Origin of the sequence: Methylobacterium sp. Leaf108, assembly GCF_001423265.1 — a bacterium.
Taxonomy (GTDB): domain Bacteria; phylum Pseudomonadota; class Alphaproteobacteria; order Rhizobiales; family Beijerinckiaceae; genus Methylobacterium.
The window spans coordinates 379719-394250 of record NZ_LMND01000001.1; the positions used below are offsets into that span (position 1 = coordinate 379719).

Below are 14532 nucleotides of genomic sequence, written 5' to 3' on the forward strand. Positions count from 1 at the left end.
ACCATCGCAACTTCGATCCGCCGAACGGTTGCGGACGGACGCGCGGCGCGAGGCGAAGCAACGATGGTCGTGGGGACCCTCACGGCCAGCGCACGGTGGGGGGCAGCGACGACAGGATCGAGGCGACGTTGCCGCCGGTCTTGAGGCCGAAGATGGTGCCGCGGTCGTAGAGCAGGTTGAACTCGACGTAGCGCCCGCGCCGCACCTGCTGCTCGAGCCGGTCGGCCTCGGTCCATGCCTCGGCGAGGTTGGCGCGCATGATGGCCGGATACGCCTTGAGGAAGGCCCCGCCGACGTCGCGGGTGAAGGCGAGGTCGGCGCCCGGGTCTCCGGTCCAGTGATAATCGTAGAAGATGCCGCCGATGCCGCGCGGCTCGTTGCGGTGCTTGAGGTGGAAGTACTCCTCGCACCAGGCCTTGTAGCGGTCGTAGTCGGCGGCCGGGGCGTGCGCATCGCAGGCCGCCTTCATGGCCGCATGGAAGGCGAGGCTGTCCGGGTCTTCCTGGTTGCGCCGGCGCTCGAGCACCGGGGTGAGGTCGGCCCCGCCGCCGAACCAGGCCTTTGTCGTCACCACGAACCGGGTGTTCATGTGCACGGTGGGGGCGTTGGGGTTCCACGGGTGGGCGATCAGCGAGATGCCGGTGGCGAAGAAGCGCGGGTCTTCGGCCGCTCCGGGCATCTGCGCCCGGAACTCGGGCGCGAACTCGCCGTGCACCGTCGAGATGTGGACGCCGGCCTTCTCGAACACCCGGCCCTTGAGCATCGCCATGGTGCCGCCGCCGCCGTGCTCGCCGGTGTGGTCGGTGCGCGTCCACGGCGTCTTCACGAAGGTCCCGGGCTCGGCGGGCGCATCCTCGTGGAACGGCCCGGTCGCCTCCGCCTCCAGCGCCTCCAGGGCGGCCACGATCCTGTCGCGCAGGGTCGCGAACCAGGTCTGGGCCTGCCCCTTGAGGGCGGTCAGATCCGCGTCGGGGAGCGTATGGGCGGCGAGGTCTGGCTTCGTCATGGACCGGGATGTCCCATCCCCTCGCGCAGGCGTCAATCGCCCGACAGGCGCCGGGTCAGGGCGGGGCCGAGGCCGATGCTGTCGAGGGCGAGGGCGGGCGGCTGTCGGTCGCCCGACGAGGCCGCGGCGATCGCCGCCTCGGTGCCGACGGCGACCGAGCAGAGGACCGGCACCGGCACGTCCGCCTGGATGCGCGCCGCCAGACCGGCCAGCGCCGCCCCGCCGAGGATGACCACCCCGGCATCGTCCTCCTCGGCGCACCTGCGGCAGGCCGCGGCCAGGTCGGCCAGCGCCGCGTCGGGATCGTTCGCGATCCGGTCGCCGGTGGGCGCGATGGTTCGCACGCCCGTGAAACGCTCCCCGAGGCCGAGGCTCCCCACGAACTCGGTGAGCATCGGCGCCCACGCCGCTCCTCCCGTCACGATGCCGAAGCGCCCGCTCGCGGCGGCCTTGCCGCACGAGGCCTCGGCCATGCCCACCACCGGCACCGGCGAGATCTCGCGCAGCGCCGCCAGCCCCGGATCGCCGAAACAGGCGAGGTAGACCGCGTCGCAGCCCGTGACGTGCTCGGCCAGGGCGTCGAGGGCGGCGTGCCCGGCGATGCAGGCCGCCGCCCGGCTGGCGATGTAGCGCGCCCCGAACCGACCGGTCACCGGCACCACCTCGGCGCGGTTTCCCGCCACCTGTCGGACATGGGTCGCCACGAGGTCGGTGACGGAGGCGAGGGTGTTCGGGTTGATGACGAGGATGCGCAAGGGAAGACTCCGGCTCGCTCGGGCGGGTCAGGCAGGCGTCGTGCCAGGGACCGGTCGCGTCATGATCCCTCGCGCCCGCTCCCCGTCTGCCGGATCGCCTCCCCCACGATCATGCCCGCGCAGACGGCGACGTTGAGGGAGCGCAGCCCGGGGCGGATCGGGACCACCACGCGGGCGTCGACGTCGGCATGGACGCCGTCGGGCACGCCGGCCGATTCGCGGCCCATCAGGATGCAGTCGCCGGGAGCGAAGGAGAAATCGGTGTAGGGCAGCGCGCCGGCGGTGGTGGCGAGCACGAGCCGGACCCCGGCCTGTTTGCGCCATTCCGAGAAGGCGGCCCAGGAGCGGTGCCGGGTCAGGGCGACGTGGTCGAGGTAGTCGAGGCCCGAGCGGCGCAGGTGCCGGTCGGAGACGTCGAACCCGGCCGGCTCGATGATCTCGACGGCGACACCGAGGCAGGCGGCCAGCCGCAGCATCGTGCCGGTGTTCTGCGGGATGTCGGGCTGGTAGAGGGCGAGACGGAGCATGGCTGCCGGTGGGTCCGCGGGAGGATGCGGCATCGCCCCCCGCTTGGTCCTTCGTCAAGGCGGCCTATATCGCATTGCAGCATCCACATCTGGCAGACCCGCATGTTCCTCGACTGGCTCGAGCGCCGCATCGACCCTTTCGCGCCGTTCGACGAGGAGCGGATGCCCCCCAAGAGCGTGACGGGGTTCGCCGGCTTCTACCTGCGGCCGATCCGCGGCGCCCTCGTCGTCCTGTTCGTCATCGCCCTCGTGGCGGGCGTCGTCGAGGCCTCGCTCTACCTCCTGATGGGGTGGTTCGTGGATCTGCTCGCCACCGCCGACCGGGCGACCCTGCTGGCCGACCACGGCGGCGCCCTCGCCCTGGCCGCCGCCATGGTGCTGGTGGTGCGCCCCATCTCGATCTGGCTGCACGAACTCGTGTCCAACCAGCTCATCGTGCCCCAGGCGACCAACCAGATCCGCTGGCGCACCCACCTCTACACCCTCGGCCACTCGCTCTCGTACTTCCAGGCGGATTTCGCCGGGCGGCTCGCCAACCGGGTGGTGCAGGTGGGGCCGGCGGTGCGCGAGCTCGCCGTGGTGTTCATCGACACGCTCCTCTACGTGGCGATCTACGCGGTGACGGCGATGGGGCTGTTCGGCTCGATCTCCCTCTGGCTCGCCCTGCCGGTGGTGGTGTGGGTGGTGGCCTACGGCCTGCTCACCCGCTGGTTCGTGCCGCGCGCCCGCTCGCGGTCGCTGGCCACGGCCGACACCCGCTCGGCGCTGATCGGCCGAGTGGTCGACAGCTACACCAACATCCTCACCGTCAAGCTGTTCGCCCGCACCCGCGAGGAGCGTGCGGCGGTGCGCGGGGCGGTGGACGTCCACACCAAGGCCTACCTCCACCAGTTCCGCCTCGTCACGCTGACGACGACGATGCTGGGGCTCCTCAACAGCCTGCTGATCGTGGCCACCGCCGGCATGTGCCTCGTCCTGTGGCAGCGGGGCGGGCTGACCACCGGGGAAGGGGCCGCCGGCCTCGCCCTGGTGCTGCGCCTCATCGCGATGTCGGGTTGGGTGATGCAGACCGTGCGCGGCATCTTCGAGAACGTCGGCGTGATCCAGGAGAGCATGCAGACCATCGCCCGGCCGCACGGCATCGTCGACCGGCCCGCCGCCGTGCCCCTGACGGTGACGGGCGGCGAGATCCGGTTCGAGGACGTCGGCTTCCACTACGGCCGGGGCGACGCCAGCATCATCGACGACCTCAGCTTTCGCATCGCTCCGGGCGAGAAGGTCGGGCTCGTGGGCGTCAGCGGTGCCGGCAAGACCACCATCACGTCGCTGCTGCTGCGCCTGCACGAGGTCGAGAGCGGGCGCATCCTGGTCGACGGCCAGGACATCGCGCAGGTCACCCAGGATTCCCTGCGCGGCGCCATCGCCATGGTCACGCAGGACACCTCGCTCCTGCATCGCTCGATCCGCGACAACATCGCCTACGGCCGGCCGGACGCGACGCAGGAGGAGATCGAGCGGGCCGCCCGCCTGGCGCAGGCCGACGTGTTCATCCGCGATCTCGTCGACCACAAGGGCCGCACCGGCTACGACGCCCAGGTCGGCGAGCGCGGCGTCAAGCTGTCGGGCGGCCAGCGCCAGCGCATCGCCATCGCGCGCGTGCTGCTCAAGGACGCGCCGATCCTGATCCTCGACGAGGCGACCTCGGCGCTGGACAGCCAGGTCGAGGCGGCGATCCAGGACAGCCTCGACACGCTGATGGCCGGCAAGACGGTGCTCGCCATCGCGCACCGGCTCTCGACCATCGCCGCCCTCGACCGCCTCATCGTCATCGACAAGGGCCGCATCATCGAGGAGGGCCGGCACGCCGACCTGGTCGCGGCAGGCGGCGTCTATGCCGGCCTGTGGCGGCGCCAATCGGGTGGCTTCCTGCCGGCCCGGGATGCGACGTTGAGGGATGCCGCCGAATAACGAAGGGATTTCGAGAATAATATTGTATTCAACTCTACTCGACCTGAAAGCGGATGGCTTTATTCGAGCGCCATCAATGACTTGGGCTGAGAGAAGACAGTAAGCAACCCAAAATTAACCTATGTTTGCGAGGCTGCCGGGCGTTAAAGACACCGAAGGCGCGGCAGGGTCGATGCTTCTCTCAACGTACCGTCGATCCCATGAGCAGAAGGCCTGGCTCAGCGCCATCGACAGATCGCGCGGAACGATCGAGTTCGCGCTGGATGGGACCATCCTCAACGCGAACCGCAACTTCCTCGCCGTCGTCGGCTACGGCCTCGACGAGATCCGCGGGCGACACCACCGGATGTTCGTCTCCCCCGCCCATGCGGCGAGCGCGGAGTACGCGGCGTTCTGGGAGTCGCTCAGGGCCGGAACGTACCAGTCCGCGGAGTACGAGCGGGTCGCCAGGGACGGTCGCACGATCTGGCTGCAGGCGACCTACAACCCCATCCTCGACCGGCGCGGCAGGCCGGTGCGCATCGTCAAGTTCGCCACCGACATCACCGCCCAGAAGCGGCTGAGCGCGGAGTTCCTGGGCGAGACCCAGGCGATCGGCAAGTCGCAGGCGGTGATCCATTTCGACCTCGACGGCACGATCCGCGAGGCCAACGCCAACTTCCTCGGTGCGGTCGGCTACACCATCGAGGAGATCCGCGGCCGGCATCACCGGATGTTCGTGGGGGCGGCCGAGGCGGCGAGCCCGGAGTATGCCGATTTCTGGCGCCGTCTCGCCGCGGGTGAGTTCCAGGCCGCCGAGTACAAGCGCTACGGCAAGGACGGACGCGAGATCTGGCTCCAGGCCACCTACAACCCGATCCGGGACATCGACGGACGGCCCTTCAAGGTCGTGAAATACGCCTCCGACGTGACGCGGGACAAGCTGGTGCGCGCCGACGCGTCCGGGCAGCTCGCCGCGATCAACCGGGCCCAGGCGGTGATCCAGTTCGATACCCAGGGCCGCATCCTCGAGGTCAACGAGAACTTCCTGAACGCCGTGGGCTACGGCCGGGAGGAGGTCCTGGGGAAATCCCACAGCCTGTTCGTGGCGCCCGACTACGCCGCGAGCGACGGGTACAAGGCGTTCTGGGACCGCCTGCGCAGCGGCGACTTCGTCGCGGGCCTGTTCCAGCGGATCGCCAAGGACGGTCGCCCGGTCTGGATCCAGGCGAGCTACAACCCGATCTTCGATCCCGACGGGCGGCTGATCAAGGTCGTGAAATTCGCCACCGACGTCTCCGCCAGCATGACCGCGCGGAAATCCGCCATCGATGCCGCCGACCGCACCCTCGACAACGTCCAGGCGGTGACGACCTCGGCCGAGGCCATGAACACGGCGGCCCTGGCGATCTCGCAGACCATGGCCCGGTCACGGGCGGCGGTGGACGAGATCCACGGCCGCACCCACGAGGCCGACGCCGCCACGGCCCGCCTGCGCACGGCCGCCCAGTCGATGGGGAACGTGGTGCAGCTGATCACCGACATCGCCGAGCAGATCAACCTGCTCGCCCTCAACGCCACCATCGAGGCGGCGCGGGCGGGTGCGGCCGGGCGCGGCTTCGCGGTCGTCGCCGCCGAGGTCAAGGGATTGGCCAGCCAGACGACGGCGGCCACCGCCAAGATCGCCGCCGACATCGCGGGCATGCAGGACGTGTCGGACGCCGTGGGCGGACAGCTCGCCTCGATCACGGAATCCATCGGCACCATCCGCCGCTTCGTGGCAGAGGTCGCCGATTCCACCGACGCCCAGAGCGAGGCGACCGGCGAGATCCTGAAAAGCATGCGCCAGGCGTCCGGGGGCGTCTCCAGCATCAGCCTCAGCCTCGACGACTGGACCGCGGGCATCGAGGAGCGGCGCGCCGATCACCGCACCCGCGTGCTGATGCCGGCCGCGATCCTGGCCGCGGGTCGGACGATCCAGGCGACGGTCAGGAACCTCTCGCGCACGGGCGCCAAGCTGCACGTGTCCTCGCCGGACGCGGTCCCGGACCGGTTCGACCTGCACGTGGAGGAGACCGGGCGACGGATGAGCTGCGCCGTGGTCCGCCGGGCGGCGAGCGAGATCGGCGTCCGCTTTCTCTGATCCAGTTCGTCCGCCCTGCGTCGCCGTCCCGCCCCGCGACGACGGCGCGGGCCCGTCTTGACTTCTGGTGACGTGCGGTCGCATTGCACGAAATCGCGGGATGGTGCTTTCCTCCCGCGACGTTGCTTCCGGGGCGACGGTTGTGCGATGTCGCGGTGGCCTCACCGGCCCGCGCCTCCCTCCTCCGATCCGGCGCCCTCCGTAGACCTGGAGTCTCCACCTTGGCGAACACCGTGCCGACACCCGACACCGCCACCGGCGCAGCGGACGGCTCACGTCGTGACTTTCTCTACCTGGCGACCGGCTCGGCCCTCGCCGTCGGCATGGCAGCCGCCGCGTGGCCGTTCGTCGCGTCGATGGCGCCCGATGCCGCCACCGTGGCGGCCGGCGCCCCCCTCGACGTCGACCTCGCCCCGATCCAGGACGGGCAGATCGTCAACGTGTTCTGGCGCGGCAAGCTGATCTTCGTCCGGAACCGGACCGAGAAGGAGATCAAGGAGCTCTCCGAGGTCAAGCTGGCCGACCTCATCCAGCCGCAGGCCGATTCCGACCGCGTCAAGGAGGGCCACGCCAAGTGGCTCGTGGTCTACGGCAACTGCACCCACCTCGGCTGCGTCCCGATCGGGCACCAGGGCCAGTACGACGGCTGGTCGTGCCCTTGCCACGGCTCGCTGTTCGATGCGTCCGGGCGCGTTCGCCGCGGCCCGGCGCCGTCCAATCTGCCGATCCCGCCCTATGTGTTCGAGGGCGACACCAAGATCCGCATCGGCGAAGAGGCCGGGAAAGCCGTCGCCTGACGCCACGTCGGTCGTCCGATGCCACAGTCACAGCATTTGAGCGGGTAGCCTCATGAGCGCACACGGCACTGCCTACGTCCCCAAGAGCCGGCTGGCGAAATGGTTCGAGACGCGCCTGCCGCTGGTGGGGCTCGTGCATTCGTCGTTCGTGTCGTTCCCGGTCCCGCGGAACCTGAACTACTTCTGGACCTTCGGCGCGATCCTGATGCTGATGCTGGGCGTCCAGATCGTGTCGGGCATCTGGCTCGCCATGCACTACGACCCCTCGGCGACCGCTGCGTTCAACTCCGTCGAGCACATCATGCGCGACGTGAACTACGGCTGGCTCCTGCGCTACATGCACGCCAACGGCGCCTCGATGTTCTTCGTGGCGGTCTACATCCACATGTTCCGTGGGCTCTACTACGGCTCGTACAAGGCCCCGCGCGAGGTGCTCTACATCCTCGGCGTGATCATCTACCTCCTGATGATGGCCACCGCCTTCCTCGGCTACACCCTGCCGTGGGGCCAGATGAGCTACTGGGGCGCCACCGTCATCACCAACATCCTGGCGGCGATCCCGGTGGTCGGCGACACCATCCAGAGCCTGCTCTGGGGCGGCTACTCGGTGGGTAGCCCGACGCTGAACCGGTTCTTCTCCCTGCACTACCTGATGCCGTTCATGATCGTCGGCGTGGTCGTCCTCCACGTCTGGGCGCTTCACGTCACCGGCCAGAACAACCCCACCGGCATCCCGATCAAGTCCGGCAAGGACGCGGTGCCGTTCACGCCCTACGCGACGATCAAGGACGTGTTCGCCGCGACCGTGTTCATGGTGTTCTTCGCCTACTGGATCTTCTACCAGCCGAACTACCTCGGCCACGCCGACAACTACGTGCCGGCCAACCCGGGCGTGACGCCGAAGCACATCGTGCCGGAGTGGTACTTCCTGCCCTTCTACGCGATCCTGCGCGCGGTTCCGGACAAGCTCGGCGGCGTCATCCTGATGTTCGGCGCGGTGCTGATCCTCGCCTTCGCGCCCTGGCTCGACACCTCGCGCGTGCGCTCGGCCAACTACCGCCCGATCTACCGTCAGTTCTTCTGGCTCTTCGTCGTCGTCTGCATCGTGCTGGGCTGGCTCGGCGCCAAGCCGCCCGAAGGCGGCTACGTCATCGCCTCGCAGATCTGCACGTTCTACTATTTCGCTCACTTCCTCATCGTCATGCCGCTCGTCGGCCTGTTCGAAACACCGAACCGACTCCCCGGCTCGATCCTCGAGAGCGTGACGGGGCCGGGCAAGCAGGTCCACGGCGGCTCGGGCATGCCGGTGGGCGCGGCCGCCGCACCACCGTCCAAGGGCTGAGGGCAGGGATACGCAACGACCATGAAAACGACTCGCGTCCTCGCCGCGTCCCTGCTGGCGGTCGGCCTCAGCTTTACGGCCGCCCGCTCGGAAACCGCGCACAGCCCGAACCCGCCCCGTGAGAGCTGGAGCTTCGCCGGCATCTTCGGGAAGTTCGACCAGGCCCAGCTCCAGCGCGGCTTCCAGGTCTACCGGGAAGTCTGCTCGAACTGCCACAGCATGAACCTCGTGCGCTTCCGCAACCTCGCGGAATCGGGCGGGCCCGGTTTCAACGCCGGCCAGATCAAGGCCCTGGCGGCCGAGTACAAGGTCAAGGAGCTGAACGACAACGGCGAGGAGATCGAGCGCAACGCACGCCCCGCCGACGCCTGGCCCTCCCCGTTCCCCAACGAGAAGGCCGCGGCTGCCGCCAACGGCGGCAAGGCCCCGCCGGACTTCTCGGTGCTGGCCAAGGCCCGCACGTTCGAGCGCGGCTTCCCGCTCTTCGTCGTCGATGCGATGCCCTTCGTCGGCTATTCCGAACAGGGCGTCGACTACATCCACGCGCTTCTGAACGGCTACGAGGAGCCCCCCGCCGGCAAGGACGTTCCCGACGGCGCGCACTACAACAAGTACATGGACGGCAACCTGATCGCGATGGCCAAGCCCCTCAGCGACGGTCAGGTGACCTACGCCAAGGGCGCCAACGGCGAGCCGGTGGTGCCCGAGACGGTCGAACAGTATTCGCGCGACGTCGCGGCCTTCATGGCCTGGGCGGCCGAGCCGCACCTCGAGGCCCGCAAGGCGCTGGGCTTCCGGGTGATCCTGTTCCTCATCCTCCTGTCGGGCCTCCTCTACTACGTGAAGAAGAGGGTCTGGGCCGACGTCGGCGGCGAGGTCCACGGCCTCCAGCCGGAACTGCACAAGGCCGGCTGAAGCGTCGAACGGTCGCGACGAACGACGGACGGGCTCGCGCAGGCGGGCCCGTTTTCGTAAGGGCGTGACCACGGGCGCGAAGCAAGCGCCGCAGGCGGCCCTCCTCGACCGTGCGGGGCCATCCACAGCGGATCTCATAGAAGGACGATCGCCATGACGACAGCCGTGCTCGGGGTGATCGGCGGTTCCGGGGTCTACGACCTGCCCGGCCTGGAGGAGGTTCGCGAAGAGGTGGTGGAGAGCCCCTGGGGCGAGCCCTCCGACGCCCTGCGGATCGGCAGGATCGGCAGGACCAAGGTGGTGTTCCTTGCCCGCCACGGCCGCGGCCACCGCCTCTCGCCCTCGGGCATCAACTACCGCGCCAACATCGACGCCCTGAAGCGGGCCGGGGTCACCGACCTGGTGTCGATCTCGGCCTGCGGCTCGTTCCGCTCCGAACTCCACCCCGGCCTGTTCGTCCTCGTCGACCAGTTCGTGGACCGTACCTTCGGGCGGGAATCCTCGTTCTTCGGAAACGGCTGCGTCGCCCACGTGCCCTTCGCGCACCCGGTCGGCCCCGTCCTCCAGGCCCGCATCGCGGCGGCCGCGGCGGCCGAGAACCTGCCGGTCCACAAGGGCGGCACCTACGTCTGCATGGAGGGACCGCAGTTCTCGAGCTTCGCCGAATCCAAGACCTACAAGGGCCTCGGCTACGACGTCATCGGCATGACCAACCTGCCCGAGGCCAAGCTCGCCCGCGAGGCCGAGATCACCTTTGCCACCATCGCGATGGTGACGGATTTCGACTGCTGGCATCCGAGCCACGACGACGTCGACGTGGCCGCGGTGGTGGCGGTGGCCCGCGCCAACGCCGACAAGGCCGCCCGCCTCGTCGCCCGCCTCGCCCGCGACTTTCCCGCCGAGCGCGAGGATTGCCCGGCCGGGTCGCATCGCGCGCTCGACGGTGCCGTGATGACCGCCCCGTCCCACCGCGACCCCGATCTCGTCGCCAGGCTCGACGCGGTGGCCGGGCGCGTCCTGCGCGGCTGATCCGCCGGAGGATGCGTCCGGACGGCAGGATTATGCCGGTGACAGCCTTTCCATCGGGCGAAGGTTCGCACTAGAAGGCGGGCACGTCATCCGTCACCCGTCACCATGAGCGAGCCTGTCACGATGCGCGCCGCGAGCATCAGCCGCCGCACCGCCGAAACCGACGTCGCCGTCACGGTGGCGCTCGACGGCACCGGTCGCTGCGCGATCTCCACCGGGGTCGGCTTCTTCGACCACATGCTGGAGTTGTTCGCCCGCCATTCTCTGTTCGACCTCGACGTAGCCGTGACCGGCGACCTCCACGTCGACCACCACCACACGGTGGAGGACACCGGCATCGCCCTCGGCCAGGCCTTCGCCAAGGCGCTGGGCGACAAGCGCGGCATCGGCCGCTACGCCGACATCCACCTGCCCATGGACGAGGCATTGACCCGCGTGGCGGTGGACATCTCGGGCCGCCCGTTCCTGGTGTTCCGCACCGCCTTCCGCGTCGAGAAGATCGGGCAGTTCGACACCGAACTGGTGCGCGAGTGGTTCCAGGCCTTCGCGATGAACGCCGGCATCACCCTGCACGTCGAGACGCTCTACGGCGACAACGCCCATCACATCGCCGAGAGCTGCTACAAGGGCTTGGCCCGCGCCTTGCGCGCCGCCGTGGCGATCGATCCGCGCGAGGACGGCCGCGTGCCCTCCACCAAGGGCTCGCTCTGACCGTTCCGCCCCAGGGCCGCGAGGTTTGACAGGATGCGCACCTACACCCTCCACCTGCCCGAGCACACGCTGGCGGGCGAGACCCAGGAGATCGACCGGGCCCAGGTGGTGCCGGACGGGTTCTCCTGGCCGGCCTTCGCCTACGGGCCGCTGTGGTTCCTCTACCACCGCCTGTGGGTCGCCGCCCTCCTCGTCACCGTGTTGCTGGTGGGTGCTGTCGTCCTCGGCCAGATCCTGAACCTGCGGCCGGTGGCCGGCGCCGCCGTCGCCCTCCTGATGCAACTGCTGATCGGCCTCGAAGCGTCGAGCCTGCGCCGCTGGACCTACGCCCGCCAGGGCCGGCCGGTGCGCGACGCGGTGGTCGCCGGCAGCGCCGAGGAGGCCGAGATCAAGGTCGTGGGCCGCTGGCTCGATCCGGCCCGGGCGGCACGCCCCCCGGCCGCGCCGTTCCCGTCCGCCTCGTCGCGCGTTTCGGAGGGTGTGATCGGCCTGTTCCCGTTCAGCGAGGACCGGCGGTGAGCGGCGAGACCGTCGCGATCATCGACTACGGATCGGGCAACCTGCATTCGGCGGCCAAGGCGTTCGAGCGCGCCGCCCGCGAGGCCGGCCTCGATGCGACGCGGATCACGGTGACCGACGATCCCGAGACCGTGGCGGGGGCCGACCGCGTGGTACTGCCGGGTGTCGGCGCCTACGCCGACTGTCGGCGCGGCCTCGACGCGGTGCCCGGGATGGTCGAGGCGATGACCCATGCCGCCAAGGTGCGCGGCCGCCCCTTCCTCGGCATCTGCGTCGGCATGCAGCTCCTGGCGACCCGAGGCCTCGAGCACGGGACGACGCCGGGCCTCGATTGGATTCCCGGCGACGTCGCGCCGATCAGCCCGTCCGATCCCGACCTGAAGATCCCGCACATGGGCTGGAACACGCTGGTCGCCGACCGCGACCAGGCGTTGCTCGCGAACATTCCCACTGGCGAGACCGGGTGGCACGCATACTTCGTCCACAGCTACGCCCTGCGCCCGCGCGAGGCCGGCGACGTGGTGGCGCACGCCGTCTACGGCGGTCCGGTGACGGCGCTCGTGGCTCGCGACAACGTCGCGGGCACGCAGTTCCACCCCGAGAAGAGCCAGCGACTGGGCCTCGCCCTGATCGCCAATTTCCTGCGCTGGGCGCCCTGACCCGGCCCCCTGTTCTCCGACCGCGACCGATGGCGAGCTGACCCCGTGATCCTGTTTCCGGCAATCGATCTGAAGGAAGGGCGCTGCGTTCGCCTCGTCCAGGGCGACATGGCCCAGGCCATCGTGTTCAGCGACGACCCCGCCGCCCAGGCCGCGGTGTTCGAGGAGCAGGGCTTCTCCTGGCTGCACGTGGTCGACCTCGACGGGGCCTTCGCCGGTGCGCCGATGAACGCGGCCGCCGTCGATGCGATCCTGGCGCGGGTGAAGCTGCCGGTGCAGCTCGGCGGCGGCATCCGCGAGATGCGCACCCTCGAATCCTGGATCGCCAAGGGCGTCAGCCGCGTCATCATCGGCACGGCGGCGGTGCGCGATCCCGCCTTCGTGCGCGAGGCCGCCCGCCTCCACCCCGGCAGGATCGCGGTGGGCATCGACGCCAAGGACGGCCGCGTCGCGGTGGAGGGCTGGGCCAAGACCTCGAGCATGACCGCCGAGGAGCTCGGCCGTCGCTTCGAGGACGCAGGCGTCGCCGCGATCATCTACACCGACATCTCGCGCGACGGCATCCTCAAGGGCCTCAACATCGAGATGACCCTGGCGCTCGCCCGTGCCGTGACGATCCCCGTCATCGCCTCGGGCGGCCTCGCCTCCATCGCCGACGTGCACCGCATGCTCGAACCCGATTGCGCGGTCCTGGCCGGCGCGATCACCGGGCGCGCCCTCTACGACGGCCGCATCGACCCCAAGGAGGCGCTCGCCGCGATCCGCCGGGCGAAGGGCGGCGCGCTGTGATAGAATGCGGGCCGATGCAGTTGCATGGTGCGAGGCTGAGATGACGGCCGTGACGAAGACCGCGCCCCTCCCGGCCGCCGGTGTGTCCTACACACAGGACTTCTACACTTGGACGCAGGAGCAGGGCGCACGGCTGCGGGCGGGCGACCTCGACGCCCTCGACCGCGAGAACCTGGCCGAGGAGATCGAGAGCTTGGGCCGCAGCCAATTCGACAGCCTGGTGAGCGCGTGGCGGATCGTGATCCTGCACATGCTCAAATGCGATCACCAGCCGTCGAAGCGCACGCGCAGTTGGGCGATCTCCATCGCGACGCATCGTTCCAACGCTGGCTTCGTCCTGAAGGACAGTCCCGGACTGAAAAGCAGGCGTGAGGAAGCTTTGGCACGTGCCTACCATGGAGCACGCCTCGAAGCTTCGAAGGAGACGCGCCTGCCCTTGAAACGCTTCCCCCTCGACTGCCCCTATACCCTGGACGAGGTCCTGACCCGTCCCTTCGCCATCGACCCCGACGACACTCCCTAGAGGGGACGCGGGTTTCGTCGCGAAACCGGCGTCCACGTTCCTGAAACCTGCCGAGAGGCCGCGTGCTCAAGACCCGCATCATCCCCTGCCTCGACGTCAAGGACGGGCGCGTCGTCAAGGGCGTGCAGTTCCTCGAACTGCGCGACGCCGGCGATCCGGTCGAGGCGGCCAAGGCCTACGACGCGGCCGGTGCCGACGAACTGTGCTTCCTCGACATCACGGCGAGCCACGAGGCCCGCGGCACGCTGCTCGACGCCGTCAGCCGCACGGCCGAGGCCTGCTTCATGCCCCTCACGGTGGGGGGCGGGATCAGGACCGTGGCCGACATCCGCACGCTGCTGCTGGCGGGTGCCGACAAGGTCTCGATCAATACGGCCGCCGTGAACGACCCCGACTTCGTGGCCGCGGGTGCCATGAAGTTCGGCAGCCAGTGCATCGTCGTGGCCATCGACGCCAAGCGCACCTCGGGCGAGGGCGAGCCGCCGGCCTGGGAGATCTTCACCCACGGCGGCCGGACCCGCACGGGCATCGACGCCATCGCCTTCGCCCGCACGATGGCCGCGCGCGGGGCGGGCGAACTCCTCGTCACCTCGATGGATCGCGACGGGATGCGCTCGGGCTACGACCTGGCCCTCACCCGGGCCATCACCGATGCGGTCTCGATCCCCGTCATCGCCTCCGGCGGCGTCGGCAGCCTCGACGACCTCGTGGCGGGGGTCCGCGACGGCGGCGCCAGCGCGGTGCTCGCCGCCTCGATCTTCCATTTCGGCCAGCACACGGTGCGGGAGGCCAAGCGCCACATGGCGGCGGCCGGCCTGTCGATGCGCCTCGACGACGGCGAGGCCGCGCCGTGATTCCAGGGTTCGGAGC

Annotated in this window: 15 protein-coding genes; 12 read left to right on the plus strand and 3 right to left on the minus strand. The window is 69.7% G+C overall.

Annotated features, from left to right (window positions below):
* Positions 1–79: 79 nt before the first annotated feature.
* From hemF to ASF39_RS01800, 3 genes are read right to left on the minus strand one after another with little or no spacing between them, the layout of a single operon-like run.
* A complete protein-coding gene (gene hemF / locus ASF39_RS01790; protein WP_055879536.1) occupies positions 80–1006 on the minus strand; it encodes an oxygen-dependent coproporphyrinogen oxidase in 927 nt (308 codons plus the stop codon).
* A gap of 32 nt (positions 1007–1038) precedes the next feature.
* Entirely contained in the window at positions 1039–1761 is a 723-nt protein-coding gene (locus ASF39_RS01795) for an aspartate/glutamate racemase family protein (RefSeq protein ID WP_056280689.1), read from the minus strand.
* A 59-nt stretch (positions 1762–1820) separates the two neighbouring features.
* Positions 1821–2288: a tRNA (cytidine(34)-2'-O)-methyltransferase gene (locus ASF39_RS01800; RefSeq protein ID WP_056280691.1), complete on the minus strand. Its 468-nt coding sequence runs from the start codon at positions 2286–2288 to the stop codon at positions 1821–1823.
* A gap of 102 nt (positions 2289–2390) precedes the next feature.
* On the opposite strand from ASF39_RS01800, the gene ASF39_RS01805 reads away from it, so the two are divergent.
* The 12 genes from ASF39_RS01805 (at position 2391) to hisF (ending at position 14516) form a co-directional block, all read left to right on the plus strand.
* Entirely contained in the window at positions 2391–4256 is a 1866-nt protein-coding gene (locus ASF39_RS01805) for an ABC transporter ATP-binding protein (protein ID WP_055879546.1), read from the plus strand.
* A gap of 172 nt (positions 4257–4428) precedes the next feature.
* Positions 4429–6378 (plus strand): PAS domain S-box protein, encoded by a 1950-nt coding sequence (locus ASF39_RS01810; protein ID WP_056280693.1) that lies wholly within the window; start codon positions 4429–4431, stop codon positions 6376–6378.
* A 221-nt stretch (positions 6379–6599) separates the two neighbouring features.
* A complete protein-coding gene (gene petA, locus ASF39_RS01815; RefSeq protein ID WP_244472229.1) occupies positions 6600–7175 on the plus strand; it encodes a ubiquinol-cytochrome c reductase iron-sulfur subunit in 576 nt (191 codons plus the stop codon).
* 52 nt (positions 7176–7227) lie between these two features.
* Positions 7228–8517 carry a cytochrome b N-terminal domain-containing protein gene (locus ASF39_RS01820; RefSeq protein WP_055879554.1) on the plus strand — a complete coding sequence of 430 codons (1290 nt, stop codon included), beginning with the start codon at positions 7228–7230 and terminating at the stop codon, positions 8515–8517.
* Positions 8518–8538: 21 nt separating this feature from the next.
* Positions 8539–9432 carry a cytochrome c1 gene (locus ASF39_RS01825; RefSeq protein ID WP_056280694.1) on the plus strand — a complete coding sequence of 298 codons (894 nt, stop codon included), beginning with the start codon at positions 8539–8541 and terminating at the stop codon, positions 9430–9432.
* Positions 9433–9585: 153 nt separating this feature from the next.
* Positions 9586–10461: an S-methyl-5'-thioadenosine phosphorylase gene (locus ASF39_RS01830; protein WP_056280695.1), complete on the plus strand. Its 876-nt coding sequence runs from the start codon at positions 9586–9588 to the stop codon at positions 10459–10461.
* 123 nt (positions 10462–10584) lie between these two features.
* Complete coding sequence (hisB, locus tag ASF39_RS01835; protein ID WP_056280697.1) at positions 10585–11172, plus strand: imidazoleglycerol-phosphate dehydratase HisB; 588 nt, start codon at positions 10585–10587, stop codon at positions 11170–11172.
* A gap of 33 nt (positions 11173–11205) precedes the next feature.
* The gene (locus ASF39_RS01840) at positions 11206–11691 is read left to right on the plus strand and encodes a DUF2628 domain-containing protein (RefSeq protein WP_056280698.1); all 486 of its coding nucleotides are present in this window, start codon (positions 11206–11208) and stop codon (positions 11689–11691) included.
* On the plus strand, positions 11688–12350 hold the full coding sequence (hisH, locus tag ASF39_RS01845) for an imidazole glycerol phosphate synthase subunit HisH (protein ID WP_056280700.1): 663 nt from the start codon (positions 11688–11690) through the stop codon (positions 12348–12350). The genes ASF39_RS01840 and hisH overlap by 4 nt, the downstream gene beginning before the upstream one ends.
* Before the next feature lie 45 nt (positions 12351–12395).
* On the plus strand, positions 12396–13139 hold the full coding sequence (gene hisA, locus ASF39_RS01850; RefSeq protein ID WP_056280701.1) for a 1-(5-phosphoribosyl)-5-[(5-phosphoribosylamino)methylideneamino]imidazole-4-carboxamide isomerase: 744 nt from the start codon (positions 12396–12398) through the stop codon (positions 13137–13139).
* 49 nt (positions 13140–13188) lie between these two features.
* On the plus strand, positions 13189–13662 hold the full coding sequence (locus ASF39_RS01855; protein ID WP_244472230.1) for a DUF29 domain-containing protein: 474 nt from the start codon (positions 13189–13191) through the stop codon (positions 13660–13662).
* A 62-nt stretch (positions 13663–13724) separates the two neighbouring features.
* Positions 13725–14516 carry an imidazole glycerol phosphate synthase subunit HisF gene (gene hisF, locus ASF39_RS01860; protein WP_056280705.1) on the plus strand — a complete coding sequence of 264 codons (792 nt, stop codon included), beginning with the start codon at positions 13725–13727 and terminating at the stop codon, positions 14514–14516.
* Positions 14517–14532 lie beyond the last annotated feature (16 nt).

What these genes read in the sequence shown, in the direction of transcription:
- hisB (WP_056280697.1), top strand. Translation starts at nt 10,585, where the DNA reads ATGCGCGCCGCGAGCATCAGCCGCCGCACCGCCGAAACCGACGTCGCC.
- ASF39_RS01820 (WP_055879554.1), top strand. Translation starts at nt 7,228, where the DNA reads ATGAGCGCACACGGCACTGCCTACGTCCCCAAGAGCCGGCTGGCGAAA.
- ASF39_RS01810 (WP_056280693.1), top strand. Translation starts at nt 4,429, where the DNA reads ATGCTTCTCTCAACGTACCGTCGATCCCATGAGCAGAAGGCCTGGCTC.
- ASF39_RS01805 (WP_055879546.1), top strand. Translation starts at nt 2,391, where the DNA reads ATGTTCCTCGACTGGCTCGAGCGCCGCATCGACCCTTTCGCGCCGTTC.
- ASF39_RS01830 (WP_056280695.1), top strand. Translation starts at nt 9,586, where the DNA reads ATGACGACAGCCGTGCTCGGGGTGATCGGCGGTTCCGGGGTCTACGAC.
- ASF39_RS01825 (WP_056280694.1), top strand. Translation starts at nt 8,539, where the DNA reads ATGAAAACGACTCGCGTCCTCGCCGCGTCCCTGCTGGCGGTCGGCCTC.
- ASF39_RS01840 (WP_056280698.1), top strand. Translation starts at nt 11,206, where the DNA reads ATGCGCACCTACACCCTCCACCTGCCCGAGCACACGCTGGCGGGCGAG.
- ASF39_RS01800 (WP_056280691.1), bottom strand. Translation starts at nt 2,288, where the DNA reads ATGCTCCGTCTCGCCCTCTACCAGCCCGACATCCCGCAGAACACCGGC.
- hemF (WP_055879536.1), bottom strand. Translation starts at nt 1,006, where the DNA reads ATGACGAAGCCAGACCTCGCCGCCCATACGCTCCCCGACGCGGATCTG.